The sequence below is a fragment of the Streptomyces sp. NBC_01341 genome (assembly GCF_035946055.1).
GTDB lineage: Bacteria > Actinomycetota > Actinomycetes > Streptomycetales > Streptomycetaceae > Streptomyces.
Genome location: NZ_CP108364.1, coordinates 3705823 through 3722715, shown reverse-complemented (window position 1 = coordinate 3722715; position 16893 = coordinate 3705823). Strand labels below are relative to the sequence as shown.

The window sequence follows — 16893 nt, the reverse complement described above, 5'->3', positions numbered from 1 at the left end:
CAGCCCGACGGCCCCGGCTCCGGCGTCCTGCGGCGGCGGTACGCCCCGGACACCGAGGGCCGCTCGGGGGAGGTGCCCCACGGCCGACGGCCGGAAGCGGCTTTGATCAGCCACTATCCCGTTGCCGTGCGGTCGGTCCGGGTTCGGCGTCCTCCCCCGTGGGGTCCCCCCTACGGGTCCGTACTCCTCGAGTCGGACGTGGATGCAACCGTCAGGTCTGACGACTCCTGTGGCGCGCGCCACTACCTTCGAACATGTGACTGTGATCGCAACCGAAAGCCTGAGCAAGCGGTTCCCGAGGGTGACCGCGCTTGACCGGCTCTCCTTGGACATCGGACCGGGCGTGACCGGCCTGGTGGGTTCCAACGGGGCCGGCAAGTCCACACTGATCAAGATCCTGCTGGGTCTGTCCCCCGCCACCGAGGGCCGGGCCGCGGTGCTCGGGCTCGACGTCGCCACCGAAGGCGCCGCGATCCGGGAACGGGTCGGCTACATGCCCGAGCACGACTGCCTGCCGCCCGACGTCTCGGCCACCGAGTTCGTCGTCCACATGGCACGGATGTCCGGACTGCCGCCGACCGCCGCCCGCGAGCGCACGGCGGACACGCTGCGGCACGTGGGGCTGTACGAGGAGCGGTACCGCCCCATCGGCGGGTACTCGACCGGCATGAAGCAGCGGGTGAAGCTGGCCCAGGCCCTGGTCCACGACCCGAAGCTGGTCCTCCTCGACGAGCCGACCAACGGCCTGGACCCCGTCGGCCGGGACGAGATGCTCGGTCTGATCCGCCGGGTCCACACCGACTTCGGCATCTCGGTGCTGGTGACGTCCCACCTCCTGGGGGAGCTGGAGCGGACCTGCGACCACGTCGTCGTCATCGACGGCGGGGCGCTTCTGCGGTCCAGCTCGACCAGTGACTTCACGCAGACCACCACGACGCTGGCCGTCGAGGTCACCGACAGCGACGACCACCCCGACGGCACGGACGCGCTCCGCCGGGCACTCACCGGGGCCGGCATCAAGCTCGTCGGCCACGACGGTCTCGACGCCGAGGGGCTGCCGGGAGCGGGACACATCCTCCTGGTGGAGGCCACGGGCGAGGAGACCTACGACTTGGTCCGGGACAGTGTCGCCGGCCTCGGTCTGGGACTCATCCGCATGGAACAGCGACGCCACCGCATCGCCGAGGTCTTCCGCGCCGAGGAGACGCCCGTCGCGGTCCCGGCAGCGACGGCCGGTGCCGGACAGCAGAAGGGGAGCGGTCGCGATGAGCACTGAGACCGGAACCATGGCCGGGAGCGACACCTCCCGCATCCACAACATCGGGTACCGCTCCTACGACGGGGTCCGGCTGGGCCGGGCGTACGCCCGGCGTTCGCTCTACTCGCAGTCCCTGCGGGGCTCGTTCGGACTCGGCAGGTCCGCCAAGTCCAAGGTGCTGCCGATGCTCCTGTGCGGGGTGATGTGCCTGGTGGCGCTGATCCTCGTGGCTGTCGCCATCGCCACGCCGGGCATGACGAAACTCCCCATCAAGTACACGGACTTCGCGATCTACCTGCAGGCCGTGATCGGACTCTTCCTCGCCTCCCAGGCGCCGCAGTCCGTATCCCGTGACCTTCGCTTCAAGAGCGTGCCGCTGTACTTCTCGCGCCCGATCGAGCGCGTCGACTACGTCCTCGCGAAGCTCGCGGCCATGGCGTCCGCCCTGCTCATCCTGACCGGGCTGCCCCTCGTCATCCTCTACGTGGGCTCGTTGCTCGCGAAGTTCGACTTCGCCGACCAGACCAAGGGCTTCGGGCAGGGGCTGGTCTCCGTGGCACTGCTCTCCGTTCTGTTCGCCGGACTCGGCCTGGTCGTCGCCGCACTCACACCCCGCCGGGGCTTCGGAGTCGCCGCGGTGATCGCGGTCCTGACCATCACCTTCGGCGCGGTCTCCACCGTCCAGGCGATCGCCTGGGAGACGGGCTCCCCCGGCGCCATCACCTGGCTGGGGCTGTTCTCGCCCATCACACTGATCGGCGGCGTGCAGACCGCGTTCCTCGGCGCCACCTCCGCCTTCCCCGGCGGGGACGGGCCCGGAGCCGGCGCCGGCGTCGTCTATCTGATCGTTGTCCTCGCGCTCGTCGCCGGCTCGTACGCCGTACTCATGCGCCGCTACCGGAGGGTCGGGCTGTGACCACCATCGAGATCGACCACACCTCGCGCTGGTTCGGCAACGTGGTCGCCGTCAACGACGTCAGCATGACCGTGGGCCCCGGTGTGACGGGGCTGCTCGGCCCCAACGGAGCCGGCAAGTCCACGCTGATCAACATGATGGCCGGCTTCCTCGAACCGTCGACCGGCAAGGTGACGCTCGACGGCACGCGGATCTGGCGCAACGAGGCGGTCTACAAGGCGATCGGGATCGTGCCGGAGCGGGAGGGGATGTACGACTTCCTGACCGGCCGTGAGTTCGTGGTCGCCAACGCGGAGCTGCACGGACTGGGGGATGCCGCCGCCGCGAAGGCGCTGGCCACCGTCGAGATGGAGTACGCGCAGGACCGGAAGATCTCGACGTACAGCAAGGGGATGCGCCAGCGCGTCAAGATGGCGTCCGCCCTGGTCCACGACCCTTCGGTGCTCCTGCTGGACGAGCCGTTCAACGGCATGGACCCGCGTCAGCGGATGCAGCTGATGGAACTTCTGCGCCGCATGGGCGCCGAGGGCCGTACGGTCCTGTTCTCCTCGCACATCCTCGAGGAGGTCGAGCAGCTCGCCTCGCACATCGAGGTGGTCGTCGCGGGCCGGCACGCCGCTTCCGGCGACTTCCGCAAGATCCGCCGGCTGATGACGGACCGGCCGCACCGCTACCTCGTCCGGTCCAGCGACGACCGGGCGCTCGCCGCGGCGCTCATCGCGGACCCCTCGACAGCCGGTATCGAGGTCGACGTCACGGAGCGGGCCCTGCGCATCCAGGCGGTCGACTTCGGCCGTTTCACGACGCTGCTTCCCAAGGTCGCGCGCGAGCAGGGCATCCGGCTGCTGACCGTCTCACCGTCCGACGAATCCCTCGAATCGGTCTTTTCCTATCTCGTAGCGGCCTGAGTAGTGGCCTGAAAGGAGCTGTGAAGCGTCATGTACGACCCCACAGTCGCCCGGCTCACCTACCGGGCCCTGCTCGGCCGGCGCCGGGCCGCCATCCTGTTCGTCCTGCCCGTCCTCCTGGTGGCCATCGCCGTGGCGGTACGGGCGTTCGCCGGAGCCGATGACGGCGTGGCCTCCGGTGTACTGGGCGGCTTCGCCATCGCCACGATGGTGCCGCTGATCGGTGTCATCGCGGGGACCGGAGCCATCGGCCCGGAGATCGACGACGGCTCCATCGTCTACCTGCTGGCCAAGCCGGTGAAGCGGCCGACGATCATCTTCACCAAGCTCATCGTGGCCATCGGAGTGACGATGCTGTTCTCGGCCCTGCCGACGCTGATCGCGGGCCTCATCCTCAACGGCAACGGCGGGCAGATCGCCGTGGCCTACACGATCGCTGCCCTGGTCGCCTCGATCGCGTACAGCGCGCTGTTCCTGCTGCTCGGCACGGTGAGCAGGCACGCGGTGGTCTTCGGTCTCGTGTACGCGCTGGTGTGGGAGGCGCTCTTCGGCAATCTGGTGCCGGGCGCGCGGACGCTCAGTGTGCAGCAGTGGTCCCTCTCGGTCGCGGAGAAGGTCGCCGAGGACGGACTGGTGACCTCGGACGTCGGCCTGCCGCTGGCGACCCTGCTGCTGGCCGGTGTCACGGTCGTCGCGACGTGGTACGCGGGGCAGAAACTCCGGGCGCTGAAACTCGCCGGCGAGGAGTGAGAGCCGGATTCCGCGCAACCCCCGCCCTGTGGGCGGGGGTTGTTCCATGTCCGGCGGACGGATGTGCGTGTCCGCGCGCCGGCCCGCTCGTTGTGCCGGGTGCGTGGAGGCAACTGGAATCTGTGGCGTCGAGCTTTCGTGAATTCGGGGAACGCCGGCATCGGTGAGGCAGTGCCCGCCGACCGGTCATCGAGCAAGTGGCAACCGTGAGCGCCCTCCGCCCTCGCAGCCCGGGGACAGGGCCCCCTTTGCCGTTCCCGCGCACGAAAGGCACTCCCATGCCCACCGAAGTCGCCCTGCTCGAATCCCATGCTCTCCGGGTCGAGCAGATGGGGCGCGTCGAAGTCCTCGACAAGGTCAAGAGTCTTGTCATGCTCCCCGATGGAATTCACCTTCGCACAGAGGACGTGGCTCGCTACTTCGAAGTATCCACAGAGGTGGTCAAGAAGCTGACCCAGCGGCACCGGGCCGAGGTGGAGGAGAATGGCCTCAGGTTGTTGCGGGGCGCTGAGCTGCGCATCTTCCATAGGGACATGATGTCCCTATGGAGCGGTGAGCAGGGGGAGAGTTATCCACAGGCACCCACGCAGCTCACGCTCTACACCCGCAGGACGGTCCTCGACGTCGCCATGCTTCTTCGCGACAGCGACATCGCACGCAGCGTTCGGACCCACCTTCTCGACGCCGAGGAGGATCTGAGGGCGTCGTTCGCGTCTCTCGACCGGCGCGTCACCCGCATCGAGGGCTGTCTGGCCGGCGTGGGCAGCGCGCTCCAGGAGCTGGGCCCGGTGCTGGGGCGTATGTCCCAGCGGCTCGACTCCCTCGACCGCAAGCTCGATCGCACCCATCAGGTGGTCGGTGCCATCAGCCTCCGGCTCACCGACGTGTCACAGGATGTCGTCCGGCTCGATGCCCGTATGCACGACCTCGCCGACCAGTTGCGGGACGTGGGCCGCAGGGAAGGCTGAGCCCGGCCCGGGGCGCCACCGAGCGGAAAACGAGTGGTCCCCGGACGGGTACCTCGGGCACAGTGAGGGGACGGCGCAGCACGACGGCGCACACGGGGACCGGGAGAGGAGCGCGGCGATGACCAGTAGTCCGAGTCCGTCACGTTCCCGACAGGGTGGTCCGCGGCCGGTCACGCAGTAGCTTCATCAGCTGCCCGCGGTACCGCTGTCGCAGGACCCCCGGGTGGCCCTTCATGCGCATCGCGCGGCCACCTCCCGGAGGATTGGCCGAGTGGTAAGGCAGCGGCTTGCTAAGCCGTCGTCGGGGCACATCCCCGCGCGCGTTCGATCCGCGCATCCTCCGCAGCATCCGGCATCCGGCATCCGGGACCGGCGTCGCGCGAGTGCGTGCCGGACCGCGAGGCCCGAGCGGCCGGCTCCGAACACCCTCGTCCGGGTTTCCCCGTCAGCGGACCCGGCCGGTCTTCGGCCCGATGCCTTTGATCCTGTGCGGAGTTCCGTCCGGGGCGAACGAGTCGTGGAAGGTGAAGGCATGCGGCGCGGAGCCGTGCTCGTCGAGGTGTTCCAGCTGGGAAACCCCGTCCCGCCAGGTGGGTATCACGCCGTCGGCGACCCACCAGAACACGTGGTTCGGATGCTCGGTCCTCTCGAACCAGTCGTAACGCCTGTTCAGTGCCTCACGGTGCGGACCGGTGTAGATGGCGTCGAACGCGGGGCGCAGATCGGTCCAGAGGGAGAGGGTCGTGGCCAGGGCAGTGGTTTCCGGCGTGCGGCCCTTGCCGTACCAGGTCGGTACGGCGAACTCTCCCCATGCACCCCAGTCCGCGTCGAAGAGCTCGCCCCGGTCACCGTCCACCGCTTCGGCGTGCGCGAGGTATCCGGGGTGCTGACCGATCTTCCGGTAGACGGCCTCACCCATGCCGTAGAACTCGCGGGTGACAGGTGTGGGATCGGCGAGAGGCGACTTGAGGACGCCGAATGTGTACAGAGCGAGATGGGGCATGCGTCTCTCCCTGGTTGGGGGTGCGGGTCAGCCTGAGGGAACTCCTGCGCGGTGGGGGAGATCGCCGAAGCCCAGGTGAAGGTAGCTGCCTCCGCGGCTCATGTCGAAGTTGCTTTTCCTCGGTCCAAGTGGCCTGCCGAACAGGGAACTTCGGGGCTGACGCGGTGACGGCCGAGGCCAGGTCCGGGGTACCTGTGATCCACTCGGTTTCGAGCGCGTGCGCAGGTGGTGATCGCGGCCCGTCCGGCCCGGGGAGGTCGGCACGCCGCTCAGCGTGAACCACCCCCGAGGGACGCGCGGCGCCGACCACGCCGTGAGGCCCGGTGCCGGGGCACGCGAGCACGGCATGATCCAAACAGAGGTTCTAGACGCCCGGGGGCGTACGCAGCAGTTCCTCCAGCACGACCGCGATGCCGTCGTGCTCGTTCGATGCGGTGATCTCGTGCGCCACGGCCTTCAGCTCGTCGTGCGCGTTGGCCATGGCGACCCCGTGCCGGGCCCAGCCGAACATCGGGATGTCGTTCGGCATGTCACCGAACGCCAGCGTGTCCGCCGCCTTGAGCCCCAGCCGGCGGGCGGCCAGCGAGAGGCCGGTCGCCTTGCTCAGCCCCAGGGGAAGGATCTCCACCACGCCGGGCCCCGCCATGACCACGTTCACGAGGCTGCCGACGGCCTGGCGCGCGGTCCGTGCCAGCGCGTCGTCGTCGAGCTCGGGATGCTGTATGTAGATCTTGTTCAGCGGGGCGGCCCACATCTCGGCGGGATCCTTCATGTACCGCGCGGGTACCGGCCCTTCCTGCACCCGGTACCCGGGGCCGACCAGCACCTCCCCGTCGAGCCCGTCGCGACTGACCGCCAGCGCCAGCGGACCGGCCTCCGCCTCGATCTTGGACAGCGCGAGCCCGGCGAGCTGCCGGTCGAGCGTGAGCGAGGTCAGCAGCCTGTGCTCGCCCGCGTGGTAGACCTGCGCACCCTGACCGCACACCGCGAGCCCGTCGTAGCCCAGGTCGTCCAGGATGTGCCGGGTCCAGGCCACCGCGCGGCCGGTGACGACGATGTGCGCCGCGCCGGCCGCGGTGGCCGCGGCCAGCGCCTCCCGGGTGCGTTCGGAGACCGTGTGGTCGTCACGCAGCAGGGTGCCGTCGAGATCGGTCGCGACGAGCTTGTAGGGGAACGTCACTTGGAGACCGGCTCCAGCAGCTCGCGCCCGCCCAGGTACGGCCGGAGGAGCTCGGGCACGCGCACCGAGCCGTCGGGCAGCTGGTGGTTCTCCAGGATCGCCACGATCGTGCGCGGTACGGCGCAGAGCGTGCCGTTCAGCGTCGACAGCGGCTGGACCTTCTTGCCCTCACGCATGCGGACGGAGAGCCGGCGGGCCTGGAAGCCGTCGCAGTTCGACGCGGAGGTCAGCTCGCGGTACTTGCCCTGGGTCGGGATCCACGCCTCGCAGTCGAACTTCCGGGAGGCCGAGGCGCCCAGGTCGCCGGTCGCGACGTCGATCACCTGGAACGGCAGCTCGAGGCCGGTGAGCCACTGCTTCTCCCAGTCCAGGAGCCTGCGGTGCTCGGCCTCGGCGTCGGCCGGGTCGACGTACGAGAACATCTCGACCTTGTCGAACTGGTGCACGCGGAAGATTCCGCGGGTGTCCTTGCCGTACGTGCCCGCTTCGCGGCGGAAGCACGGCGAGTAGCCGGCGTACCGCAGGGGCAGCTTGTCGGCGTCGATGATCTCGTCCATGTGGTACGCCGCGAGGGGGACCTCGGAGGTGCCGACCAGGTAGTAGTCGTCCTTCTCCAGGTGGTACACGTTCTCCGCGGCCTGGCCGAGGAAGCCCGTGCCCTCCATGGCGCGCGGACGCACCAGTGCAGGGGTCAGCATGGGGACGAAACCGGCCTCGGTGGCCTGGGCGATCGCCGCGTTGACCAGGGCGAGTTCGAGCAGCGCGCCGATGCCGGTCAGGTAGTAGAAGCGCGATCCGGAGACCTTGGCGCCGCGCTCCATGTCGATGGCGCCCAAGGCCTCGCCGAGCTCCAGGTGGTCCCTGGGCTCGAAGCCCTCGGCGCCGAAGTCACGGATCGTGCCGTGTGTCTCCAGGACGACGAAGTCCTCCTCGCCGCCGACCGGCACGTCCTCATGGACGATGTTGCCGAGGAGCAGGAGCAGCCGCTTGGCTTCGGCGTCCGCCTCGTCCTGCGCGGCGTCGGCGGCCTTGACCTCGGACTTGAGCTGATCGGCCTTCTTGAGGAGCTCGGCACGCTCCTCGGGGGTGGCCTTGGGGATCAGTTTGCCGAGCGACTTCTGCTCGGAGCGGAGTTCGTCGAAGCGGACGCCGGACGACCTGCGCAGCTCGTCGGCGGAGAGCAGGGCGTCGACGAGCGCGACGTCCTCTCCACGGGCGCGCTGGGAGGCGCGAACACGGTCGGGGTCCTCACGGAGCAGGCGAAGGTCAATCACCCCTCAAGGCTACCGGTGCGGGGATCCGCCGCTCGAACCGATATCACCGAGCGCGGCGCTTTGCCCGGATTGCCGGAATCGGCAATCCTAGGGGCAATCGTGGGCGCTCCCGGGCCGGCGCTCGTCGATAAACAGCCCGCATTGCCCCGATAAGGGAATAACCAGCCCGTGGTGCGGCGCATCGGCGTTGCGTGTGGCGGGAGTTGGGGGTGCCCTCTCGGGGCCTCTTGTCCACAGGGGGGTGATGATCCATTTAGTTATCCACAGGCTGTGAAGAAGTTCTGTGGACATCGGAAGAGATCGTTCCGAAAGCGGCATGACGGGACAAGGATTCGCCCCTTAAACCTGAACCGTGCACTCATTCGGGTGGGTATTCGCCGTTCCGATGTGTTGATCAAGGAAATTGGGCTGGCGCGGGCGAGGTGCGCCCTCGTGGGTGATCTAGGTCCTCCGAGGTGATTTGTCGACCATGTCGCATTGTGGTGTCGACTTGTCCCCAGGCCGCGGGTGCACCCTGTGGATAACTCTGTGTGCAACGAGGCCGGTGATCCCTCCGCGATGAAGCCGGAGGGGAGGGCCGCCGGATTCCCCGTTTACCCGGTCGTCCGCGACGTGGCGGTTCACGCTGCCGGACCGCTGACGTGCCCCTCGGTCCTCAGGCTCTGCCGTCCTGGCTGCGTGCCAGCCAGTCGGACGCCTCGGTGAAGTCCGTGTCCGATGTCCCGACCCGCAGGGGGCTGACCTCCCGGGGCGTGACTCCGGCCCGCGGATAGGACCCCAGGAACCGTACGTTGGGGCAGATGCGCTTCAGCCCCATGAGGGCCTCGCCGACCCGGCGGTCCGCGATGTGTCCCTCCGCGTCCACGGCGAAGCAGTAGTTCCCGATGCCCTCCCCCGTGGGCCGGGACTGGATCAGCATCAGGTTGACCCCGCGTACGGCGAACTCCTGGAGCAGTTCGAGCAGGGCGCCCGGGTGGTCGTCCCCGAGCCAGATGACCACAGAGGTCTTGTCCGCGCCCGTCGGCGCGGACGGCCTGGCCGGGCGTCCGACCAGCACGAAGCGGGTCTGCGCGTTCTCCGCGTCGTGGATCTGGGTCACCAGGGGTTCGAGCCCGTAGGTCGCCGCCGCGAACTCGCCCGCGAAGGCCGCGTCGAAGCGCCCCTCCTGGACCAGCCGGGCACCGTCCGCGTTCGAGGCCGCCGACTCCCACACGGCGTTGGGCAGGCTGGCCGCCATCCAGTTGCGTACCTGGGGCTGTGCGGCCGGATGGGCCGTGACGGTCTTGACGTCCGACAGCTTCGTCCCGGGACGTACCAGCAGTGCGAACGTGATGGAGAGGAGAACCTCGCGGTAGATCATCAGCGGGGCACCCGTGGTCAGCTCGTCGAGCGTCGCGCTGATACCGCCCTCGACGGAGTTCTCGATGGGGACGAGAGCCGCGGCTGCCTCTCCGCTGCGCACCGCGTCCAGCGCGGCCGGCACCGAGACCATGGGTACGAGTTCCCGGGTGGCGGCCTCGGGCAGGGTGCGGAGGGCGACCTCGGTGAAGGTGCCTTCGGGGCCGAGGTAGGCGTAACGCGTGGCTGACATGCGGTCACCCTAGTGGGCCCACGCCGTGCGCCTCACGCCTCCAGCAGCCGCTGTCCCACGTACTCCCCGGACGCGGCGCCCCCGGGGACGGCGAAGAGACCGCCCGCCTCGTGCCGGATGAACGGCGAGAGCGCGTCCCCCCGGTCGAGCTTGCGCTGCACCGGGATGAACCCCTTGAACGGGTCGGCCTGCCAGCAGACGAACAGCAGCCCCGCGTCCGGGACTCCGTCGTCCGAGATGCCGTCGTGGTACGAGAACGGCCGGCGCAGCATCGCGGCGCCTCCGTTCTTCTCGGGGGAGGAGATCCGCGCATGAGCGTTGCCGGGCACGAGCAGCTCGCCGTCCGGCCCCGCCTTGTCCAGGTCCATCGGCGTGGTCTCCGAGCCGCCGCTGAGCGGAGCGCCGTCGGTCTTGCGCCGCCCGATGATCTGCTCCTGCCGCTTCACCGTCAGTTGCTCCCAGTCGTCGAGGAGCATCCGGATCCGCCGTACGACGACGTACGAACCACCCGCCATCCAGGTGTAGGCCGAGGGACCGCCGGACGGCACGAAGACCCGCTCGTCGAAGTCGCTCTCCGTCGGCTTCGGGTTGTTCGTGCCGTCGACCTGGCCCATCAGGTTGCGCGCGGTCATCGGCCGGTCCGTGGCCCCCGGGGTGCGGTTGAAGCCGTTCATCTGCCAGCGCACGCGGGCGGCCGTTCCGGCCTCCTTCTGGAGCGCGCGCAGCGCGTGGAACGCGACCAGCGCGTCATCGGCGCCGATCTGCACCCACAGGTCCCCGTCGGACCGCTTCGGGTCGAGGTGGTCGGAGGAGAAGGCGGGCAGTGGGTCCAGGGCCGGCGGCCTGCGATCGGTCAGACCGGTGCGGTCGAAGAAGGTGCGCCCGAAGCCGAAGGTGACCGTCAGGGAGGAAGGTCCCGCGTCCAGGGCCACCCCGGTGTCGTGCCCGTGGCCGTCTGCCGGCTCGCCGGCCATCAGCCCTGCGGCCACGGCGGACCAGCGGCGCATCAGGGCAGCGGCCTCCTTGCGCCCGGAGCCCGGGGCGAGATCGAACGCGATCAGGTGCCCGCGGGCCTGAAGCGGAGTGGTGATCCCCGCTTGATGTTTCCCGTGAAACATCGCCTGGGTCGAACCGACCGTGGTCAGAGCCGTCGGCTCGTCACCGCGCGTCGCGGCGTAACCGCCCGCACCGCCTGCCGCGCCGAGGACCAGGCCTGCGGCACCCGCCGCTCCCACGCCGCCGATCAGCCGTCGCCGGGAGACGGCTCCCGTGCCACCGGATGAGTCGCTGCGGGCGTCGGTGGGACGGCGGGCCCCGGGACTGTCCTTCTTCGTGCTCACCCTGCTCAGCCGATCTTCACGTTCTTGTCGATGGTCGTCTGGTCGATGTCCGACGTCCTCACCGTGACCGAGACCTTCCAGTCGCCGGCCATCGGGATCTGTACGTTGGCGGCCGTCCAGTGCCCCTCGGTGAGGCGGTCGGGGATCACCGGGAGGGGACCGATGTCCTTGGACTCCAGGGTGAAGGCGAGCTTCACCTCGGGTACGTCCATGGGGAGGTTGCCGGGCGCCTCGATCCAGAGGTGCACGTTGTTGGACCCGGTTCCGCCCGGCGACATGTCCATGCGCACGGTGCCCTTCCCGCCCCTGCCGCCGGTGTCGAAGGGGAGGCTCACGGTCACCTGGCCGCCGGTCACCGGCGTGGCCGCCGCCGTGGTGCTGCCTCGGGCCGCCTCCTCCTCGGTGCGGCCGGGTTCGGTGGAGGTGAGGATCGTCGTCACCACGAGCAGCACCACCGCGATGCCGGTCTCCACCAGTACGGAGCGGCGCAGCCCGGACCGTTCGGGGTCGGCGTCGCGGGCACGCTTCTCCTTCGTCGCGGTCAGAGCCGCGCGCTGCCGGGACAGTTGTGCGGCACGTTCCGGATCGACGTCGACCTCGGCCGCGCCGCTCGTGGCGGTGACGTCCGCCGAGGCGACGACGGTCGTGACCGGGGCATCCGAAGTGGCCGTGGCCGCCAGGGCCTTCGGCATATCGGCGGAACCCCCGGTCCCGGAAGCCGCCGGTTCGTCCGGCCCGGCTGACCGGATCCCGGCGGCGGCCGGAACCGGGTCGCCGGATACGGCGCCGGCGGTCAGCCGCGCCGTCCACCGCCGTGAGATCCACGCGACGCCCACCAGTACGGCGACGAGCGCCACCTTCAGCAGCAGGAGCTGCCCGTACCGGGTGCCGGTCAGGGCGGACCAGGAGCCGACCTGGCGCCAGGACTGGTAGAGCCCGGTCGCGGCAAGGACGACCACGCTGCCGAACGCCATCCGGGAAAACCGCCGTACGGCGCCGCTCGTGATGTCCGGAGCCCGGTACAGGGCGACCAGCAGCGAGGCGAGACCGCCCAGCCAGCCGGCCACGGCCAGCAGGTGGAGCACGTCGACCGGCATCGCGATACCGGGCTGGACGCCCGTCGACGCGTGCTCGGCCAGGGCCCACGTACCGGCGATGCCCGCCGCGATGACCGCTCCGCCGATCGCGAGTCCGAAGGTGAGGTCCTGCTTCTCCTTCCCTTCCTCGCGCTTGGCGTACGCCCCGAAGAGGACGGCGATGAAGAGGGCGGAGGCACCCAGGAGCAGCAGCCGCGAGACCAGCGCGGCTCCCGGCTTGGTGTCCAGCACCGTCTGCAGTCCGTCGAGGTCGAAGGCGTCCGAGAGCTTGCCGGAACCGGTGTAGGGGCTGCGCAGGAGCAGCATGGCCAGGGTGGAGGCGGTGAGCGTGATCCAGCCGCGTACGACGAGCCGCTGCAGGGGCCGGGACCCCGCCCCACGCTGCCAGCACGCGAGCACGAAGGCGGATCCGCCCGCGAGCAGGATGAATCCGGCGTACGCGGCGTAGCGCGCGATGCCGTAGAGCGCCCCGACGAGGCCCCCGCCGGCCCCGGAGGAGGGCAGCGCCACGGTGGTTTCCGAGGGGGCCCCGACGGAGAAGGTGAAGGCTCCGGACACCGGGTGGCTGTCCGCGGAGACGGCCTGCCAGGCCACGGTGTACGTGCCGTCGGGCAGGCCACTGTGGAGCGCGACGCCGTAGCGCACCGCACCGCCCGCCGTGAGGTCACGCGGTGCGCCGCTGTCGGCGCGCTTGCCGTCCGGGTCCAGCACCCGGATCGAGTCGTCGCCCATGGCGATCTGCTCGGAGAAGGTGAGGGTGACCTCCTCCGGGGCGGTGACGACCACCGCCCCGTCCTGCGGGTCGCTCCCGGTGAGGGCGGCGTGCGCGGACGCGGGGCTCGCGCCGGCCAGGACCAGGCCGAACAGCAGGCTGATCAGGGCGGCGAGGAGCGGGACCGCGGCGAGCGGCCGTCGTGCCGGGGAGGGCCCGAAGTGCGGGGCGGTGGCTGTCATGGGGTGTCAGTACCTCACTGCTTCTTCGGGTTGTAGGTGGTCTCCTTCACGGGAATGTCGACCTTGATGGGGTCGGCCTTCTCGAAGTTCAGCTCCACGGAGACCGTCTCGCCCGGCTTGGGCCGCTGCTTGAGGTCCGTGAACATGATGTGGCTGCCGCCGCGTTCGAGGTTGAGCTCGCCCTTGGCGGGCACCTCGAACGACGTGACCATCCGCATCGTCCGGTTCCGCGTCTCGTGGATGGAGACGTGGTCGGAGAGCGAGCTGGTGACCGAGGTGAGCCGGTCGGTGGCCCCACCGCTGTTCTTGACGAGGAGGAATCCGGCCGCCATGTCGCTGACGGGCTGCGGCATGAACGCCCCGGTCACCTCCAGCCGCGGGGGGCCGTCCGACGAACACGCTGCCAGGGCCAGCCCGGTGGCCAGTGTCAGCGTCCCCGCGACGGTCTTGCGACGCCTCACGGGGTCGCCCCCTCGACGAGCTTCGGCAGGTCCTTCTCGTAGTCCTCGGCCGTGGTGTCCTCGCCGTAGAGCACGTAGCCCTGGTCGGTCTTCGGGGAGAACGCGATGACCTGGGCGCCGTGCATCGAGACGACCGTGCCGTCCTTCTCCTTCTTCGGCGGGTCGATGCCGATACCGATCTGCCGTGCTCCCGCCTGGATGGCGGGGAAGTCGCCGGTGAGGCCGGTGAAGTCGGGGTCCTGGGCCTTGAGCCAGCTGCCCAGGGACGCCGGGGTGTCCCGTTCGGGGTCGGTCGTGATGAAGACGACCTGGAGTTCGTCCTGCTGGGACTTGGGCAGGGCGCGCTTGGCGAGCGCGATGTTGCTCATGGTCAGCGGGCAGACGTCGGGGCAGTTGGTGTAGCCGAAGTAGATGAGGGTCGGCTTGCCCTTCGTCCGTGCGCGCAGGTCGTACTTCTCCCCGTGCGTGTCGGTGAGCACGAGGTCGGGCTTGGTGAACGGCTGGTCGAGCACGGTTCCCGGCTTGGACGCGGGCTGGGCGGAGACGTCGGCGACGGACTTGTCCGCCGGGGCCTCACTGCTGCCGCATGCCGACAGGGTCAGTGCGGCCACGGCGGCGAACGCCGCGGCCAGCACCGTCTTCTTGCTGTGCATGGAGCTGATTCCCTGGTCTGTCGTTCGAGTGGTGGTCCCTGCCGGGTCAGGCGCTGCGGCGACGGCCCGCGAGGACGCCGAAGGCCACTCCCGCGACGCCGACGACGATGCCGACGATGCCGAGGACCCGGGCGGTGCTGTCACTGTTCGACGAGGACGCGGTCTCGGTGGCAGCCGTCCTCTCCTTCGCCTCGGCGGCGTCGTGGTCGTCCTTGTCGTCCGCGGCGGCGCCGTGGGCGCCTTCCGCGGGAGCGGACAGCGCGAGGACGGGAGCGGGGTTCTCGGGCTCGTCCCCGCCCTCGGTGGGCTCCTCGATCCAGCGGACGACTTCCTTGTTGCTGTACGTCTGGAGCGCCTTGAAGACCAGCTGGTCGGCGTCCTCGGGAAGCTGCCCGACGGAGAGCGGGAACTGCTGGAAGAAGCCCGCCTTGATGCCGTCGCCCTCCGCGGTCCAGGTGACCTTGGAGACGGCCTCGTTGATCTTCTTGCCGTGGACGTCGAGCGGCTTGGCCAGCTTGCTCTTGGTGACGTCGATCTTCCAGCCGGCCACCGGCTGCGGGCTGACCGACGAGAGGGGGTGGTCCGTCGGGAAGCTGACCTCGAGCTTCACGGTCGAGGCGTCGTCGCGCTCGTTGGGAACCTTGAAGTTGACGGTGGCGTAACCGCCCTTGGCGGCCGGGCCCTGCGGCTGCACGCTGACGTGCGCGGAGGCGGTACCGGCGAGCAGCACGACGGCGGACGCGGCGACGCCGCCGGCGATGGCGATGCGGGAAACGTTCATGGCAGTGATCACTCCACAGGACGAGAGAGAAGGGGGGGTCCGGCGCGCGGACGCGCGACGGCATCACGACCGCCTCTTCACCAGGTCCGGCGGAGGGGGTCGCGTCAGGCTGCGCGTACGTATACGGGCGGCGGCCCGCGCCTGATCACCATGTGCTGCAGAGGATCCCCGGTGGCGGGCACAGGTGCGTCCACGCCGGTACGGGGGAAGGGCGGCGCGGTCGTGAGCTGCCCGGGGAGCCCCGCGCGCAGGGCGCGCACGAGTGCCATCGCCGCCCGCAGCGCTCCGAGCCGGGCCCCGGCCGCGAGCTGCCGGCCACCCCTGGCCGAGATCCTGGCCAGTCGGAAGAGCGCGATCTCACCGCGCCGCAGCAGCCAGCCCGTGGCGACCGCGGCGAGCAGATGTCCCAGGAACATCGGCAGGCTGGGCAGCCCGGTCATCATCGACGCCATGGACGTCGGGTCCGCCCCGGAGACCATGTGTGCGTGCCCCTGGGTCACGGTCGCGGGGTCGATGCCCGCGGTCGTCACGATGCGGTGGGCCTCACCGGCGCTCAGCTGCGCCGGTCCGGCGCCGCACACGAGCCCGGCTGCGAAGTGGATCAGCGAGTCGTTCCCCGACGACGTCGCGGCGTCCGGCGCGTGCCGTCCCAGTCCGAAGAGGACGTGGAGGGCGACCTGGCCGGCCGCGAGAGCGGCGGTGATCGACAGGAGGGTCCGTTCGCGTCCGGCAAGTGCGGCCGCCACGGCGAACACCCCGGCGAAACCGGCCGCCAGGGGCCATCCGGAGACGCTCGTGCCCGAGGCCATCCCATGTCCGGCCGCGGCGAGCACGACACAGACCGCGGTGAACACCGCGGTCCTCAGAAGCCGCATACCGGCTCCGGCGCGTGCGACGGGGATAGACATGGCCGGGTCATCATCGCACCCGGCCCCCACCTCCCGTACGGCAGGTCCGGAAGGTCGGCATCCGTCCTCATCCGGGGGTGATCGGGACGTGTTGCACCTGTTCACGCATGCTCCGCGGCCCTCGTCCGGCCGGGCATACACCGGGGAACGGAATATCCGCATCCGCCGAATGAGCGCTGTCATAGGGGATTTGTGCTTACGGAGGGTTCTCCCCGGCAATACGTAACGGTATGTCGAGCCGCAGCCAGGAGGCTGGAGCATGAGCATGTGGTGGTCACTCCATTTGCGGCGCGAAGCTGCGAGCGTCCCGCTCGCCCGTCGTTTTCTGCTCGGCACCATGGAGACCGCCGGGGTGGACCCGGACATCTCCTACGACCTCTCCGTCGCCCTCAGCGAGGCCTGCGCGAACGCCGTCGAGCACGGCGGCGGACGTGATGACGCGGGTGAGGCCGGCCACGAGCAGTCCGGCCACGCCTGCGGGCAGTACCGGGTCACCGCTTACCTGGACGGCGAGAAGTGCCGTATCGAAGTCGCCGATTCGGGGCCGGGTTTCCCCGTGCGGCGCACGCTTCACACCGCAGCGCAACCGTCCGCGGGTCACCCCGCGGACCGGCAGCCGCCCGCTGTCCGCCCGCCGTGCGACGCGTCGCCGGCGCGCACCGCGGCGCACCCTCCGGAGACCGCGGAGAGCGGACGGGGACTCTGCCTGATCGAAGAGCTCGCCGATCACGTCCACTTCGGGAACCGTCCGGGGCGGGGCGCCGTGGTGAGCTTCGACAAGATCCTGAAATGGCGGGAGGGCGCGCTGCTCATGGTGTCCTGAGCAGCGCGCCCTCCGGTGTGCGGGCGCG

General features: G+C 70.1%; 16 protein-coding genes and 1 tRNA gene. 7 read left to right on the top strand and 10 right to left on the bottom strand.

Annotated elements, in window-relative coordinates; translation table 11 throughout:
• The first annotated feature begins 202 nt into the window (after nt 1-202).
• The 6 genes from OG206_RS16425 (at nt 203) to OG206_RS16400 (ending at nt 5143) form a co-directional block, all read left to right on the top strand.
• Nucleotides 203-1276: an ABC transporter ATP-binding protein gene (locus OG206_RS16425; RefSeq protein WP_442805849.1), complete on the top strand. Its 1074-nt coding sequence runs from the start codon at nt 203-205 to the stop codon at nt 1274-1276.
• Entirely contained in the window at nt 1266-2174 is a 909-nt protein-coding gene (locus OG206_RS16420; protein ID WP_327116694.1) for an ABC transporter permease, read from the top strand. Before OG206_RS16425 ends, OG206_RS16420 begins: the two co-directional genes overlap by 11 nt.
• Complete coding sequence (locus tag OG206_RS16415; RefSeq protein ID WP_327116692.1) at nt 2171-3082, top strand: ABC transporter ATP-binding protein; 912 nt, start codon at nt 2171-2173, stop codon at nt 3080-3082. Before OG206_RS16420 ends, OG206_RS16415 begins: the two co-directional genes overlap by 4 nt.
• 30 nt (nt 3083-3112) lie before the next feature.
• Nucleotides 3113-3832: an ABC transporter permease gene (locus OG206_RS16410; RefSeq protein WP_327116690.1), complete on the top strand. Its 720-nt coding sequence runs from the start codon at nt 3113-3115 to the stop codon at nt 3830-3832.
• Between the two features lie 278 nt (nt 3833-4110).
• Complete coding sequence (locus OG206_RS16405) at nt 4111-4800, top strand: hypothetical protein (RefSeq protein ID WP_327116688.1); 690 nt, start codon at nt 4111-4113, stop codon at nt 4798-4800.
• Nucleotides 4801-5057: 257 nt separating this feature from the next.
• Nucleotides 5058-5143: transfer RNA gene (locus OG206_RS16400), tRNA-Ser, on the top strand.
• A 102-nt stretch (nt 5144-5245) separates the two neighbouring features.
• Here the strand turns inward: OG206_RS16400 and OG206_RS16395 are convergent.
• The 10 genes from OG206_RS16395 to OG206_RS16350 form a co-directional block, all read right to left on the bottom strand.
• A complete protein-coding gene (locus tag OG206_RS16395) occupies nt 5246-5803 on the bottom strand; it encodes a DUF3291 domain-containing protein (protein WP_327116687.1) in 558 nt (185 codons plus the stop codon).
• Between the two features lie 364 nt (nt 5804-6167).
• Nucleotides 6168-6983 (bottom strand): HAD family hydrolase, encoded by an 816-nt coding sequence (locus OG206_RS16390; RefSeq protein ID WP_327116686.1) that lies wholly within the window; start codon nt 6981-6983, stop codon nt 6168-6170.
• Nucleotides 6980-8257 carry a serine--tRNA ligase gene (serS, locus tag OG206_RS16385; protein ID WP_327116684.1) on the bottom strand — a complete coding sequence of 426 codons (1278 nt, stop codon included), beginning with the start codon at nt 8255-8257 and terminating at the stop codon, nt 6980-6982. The genes OG206_RS16390 and serS overlap by 4 nt, the downstream gene beginning before the upstream one ends.
• Nucleotides 8258-8912: 655 nt before the next feature.
• Nucleotides 8913-9848, bottom strand: a complete 936-nt coding sequence (gene pheA / locus OG206_RS16380) for a prephenate dehydratase (RefSeq protein ID WP_327116682.1) — start codon at nt 9846-9848, stop codon at nt 8913-8915.
• Nucleotides 9849-9880: 32 nt separating this feature from the next.
• Nucleotides 9881-11188 carry an iron uptake transporter deferrochelatase/peroxidase subunit gene (gene efeB, locus OG206_RS16375; protein ID WP_327116680.1) on the bottom strand — a complete coding sequence of 436 codons (1308 nt, stop codon included), beginning with the start codon at nt 11186-11188 and terminating at the stop codon, nt 9881-9883.
• Nucleotides 11189-11193: 5 nt separating this feature from the next.
• Nucleotides 11194-13239 carry a copper resistance CopC/CopD family protein gene (locus OG206_RS16370; protein WP_327116678.1) on the bottom strand — a complete coding sequence of 682 codons (2046 nt, stop codon included), beginning with the start codon at nt 13237-13239 and terminating at the stop codon, nt 11194-11196.
• 14 nt (nt 13240-13253) lie between these two features.
• On the bottom strand, nt 13254-13700 hold the full coding sequence (locus OG206_RS16365; RefSeq protein ID WP_327116676.1) for a copper chaperone PCu(A)C: 447 nt from the start codon (nt 13698-13700) through the stop codon (nt 13254-13256).
• Nucleotides 13697-14353 (bottom strand): SCO family protein, encoded by a 657-nt coding sequence (locus OG206_RS16360; RefSeq protein ID WP_327116674.1) that lies wholly within the window; start codon nt 14351-14353, stop codon nt 13697-13699. The genes OG206_RS16365 and OG206_RS16360 overlap by 4 nt, the downstream gene beginning before the upstream one ends.
• A gap of 46 nt (nt 14354-14399) precedes the next feature.
• Nucleotides 14400-15134 carry a YcnI family copper-binding membrane protein gene (locus OG206_RS16355; protein WP_327116672.1) on the bottom strand — a complete coding sequence of 245 codons (735 nt, stop codon included), beginning with the start codon at nt 15132-15134 and terminating at the stop codon, nt 14400-14402.
• Nucleotides 15135-15238: 104 nt separating this feature from the next.
• Entirely contained in the window at nt 15239-16042 is an 804-nt protein-coding gene (locus tag OG206_RS16350; RefSeq protein WP_327116670.1) for a hypothetical protein, read from the bottom strand.
• A gap of 259 nt (nt 16043-16301) precedes the next feature.
• Here OG206_RS16350 and OG206_RS16345 point away from each other — a divergent pair, with 259 nt between their 5' ends.
• Entirely contained in the window at nt 16302-16865 is a 564-nt protein-coding gene (locus OG206_RS16345; protein WP_327116668.1) for an ATP-binding protein, read from the top strand.
• Nucleotides 16866-16893 lie beyond the last annotated feature (28 nt).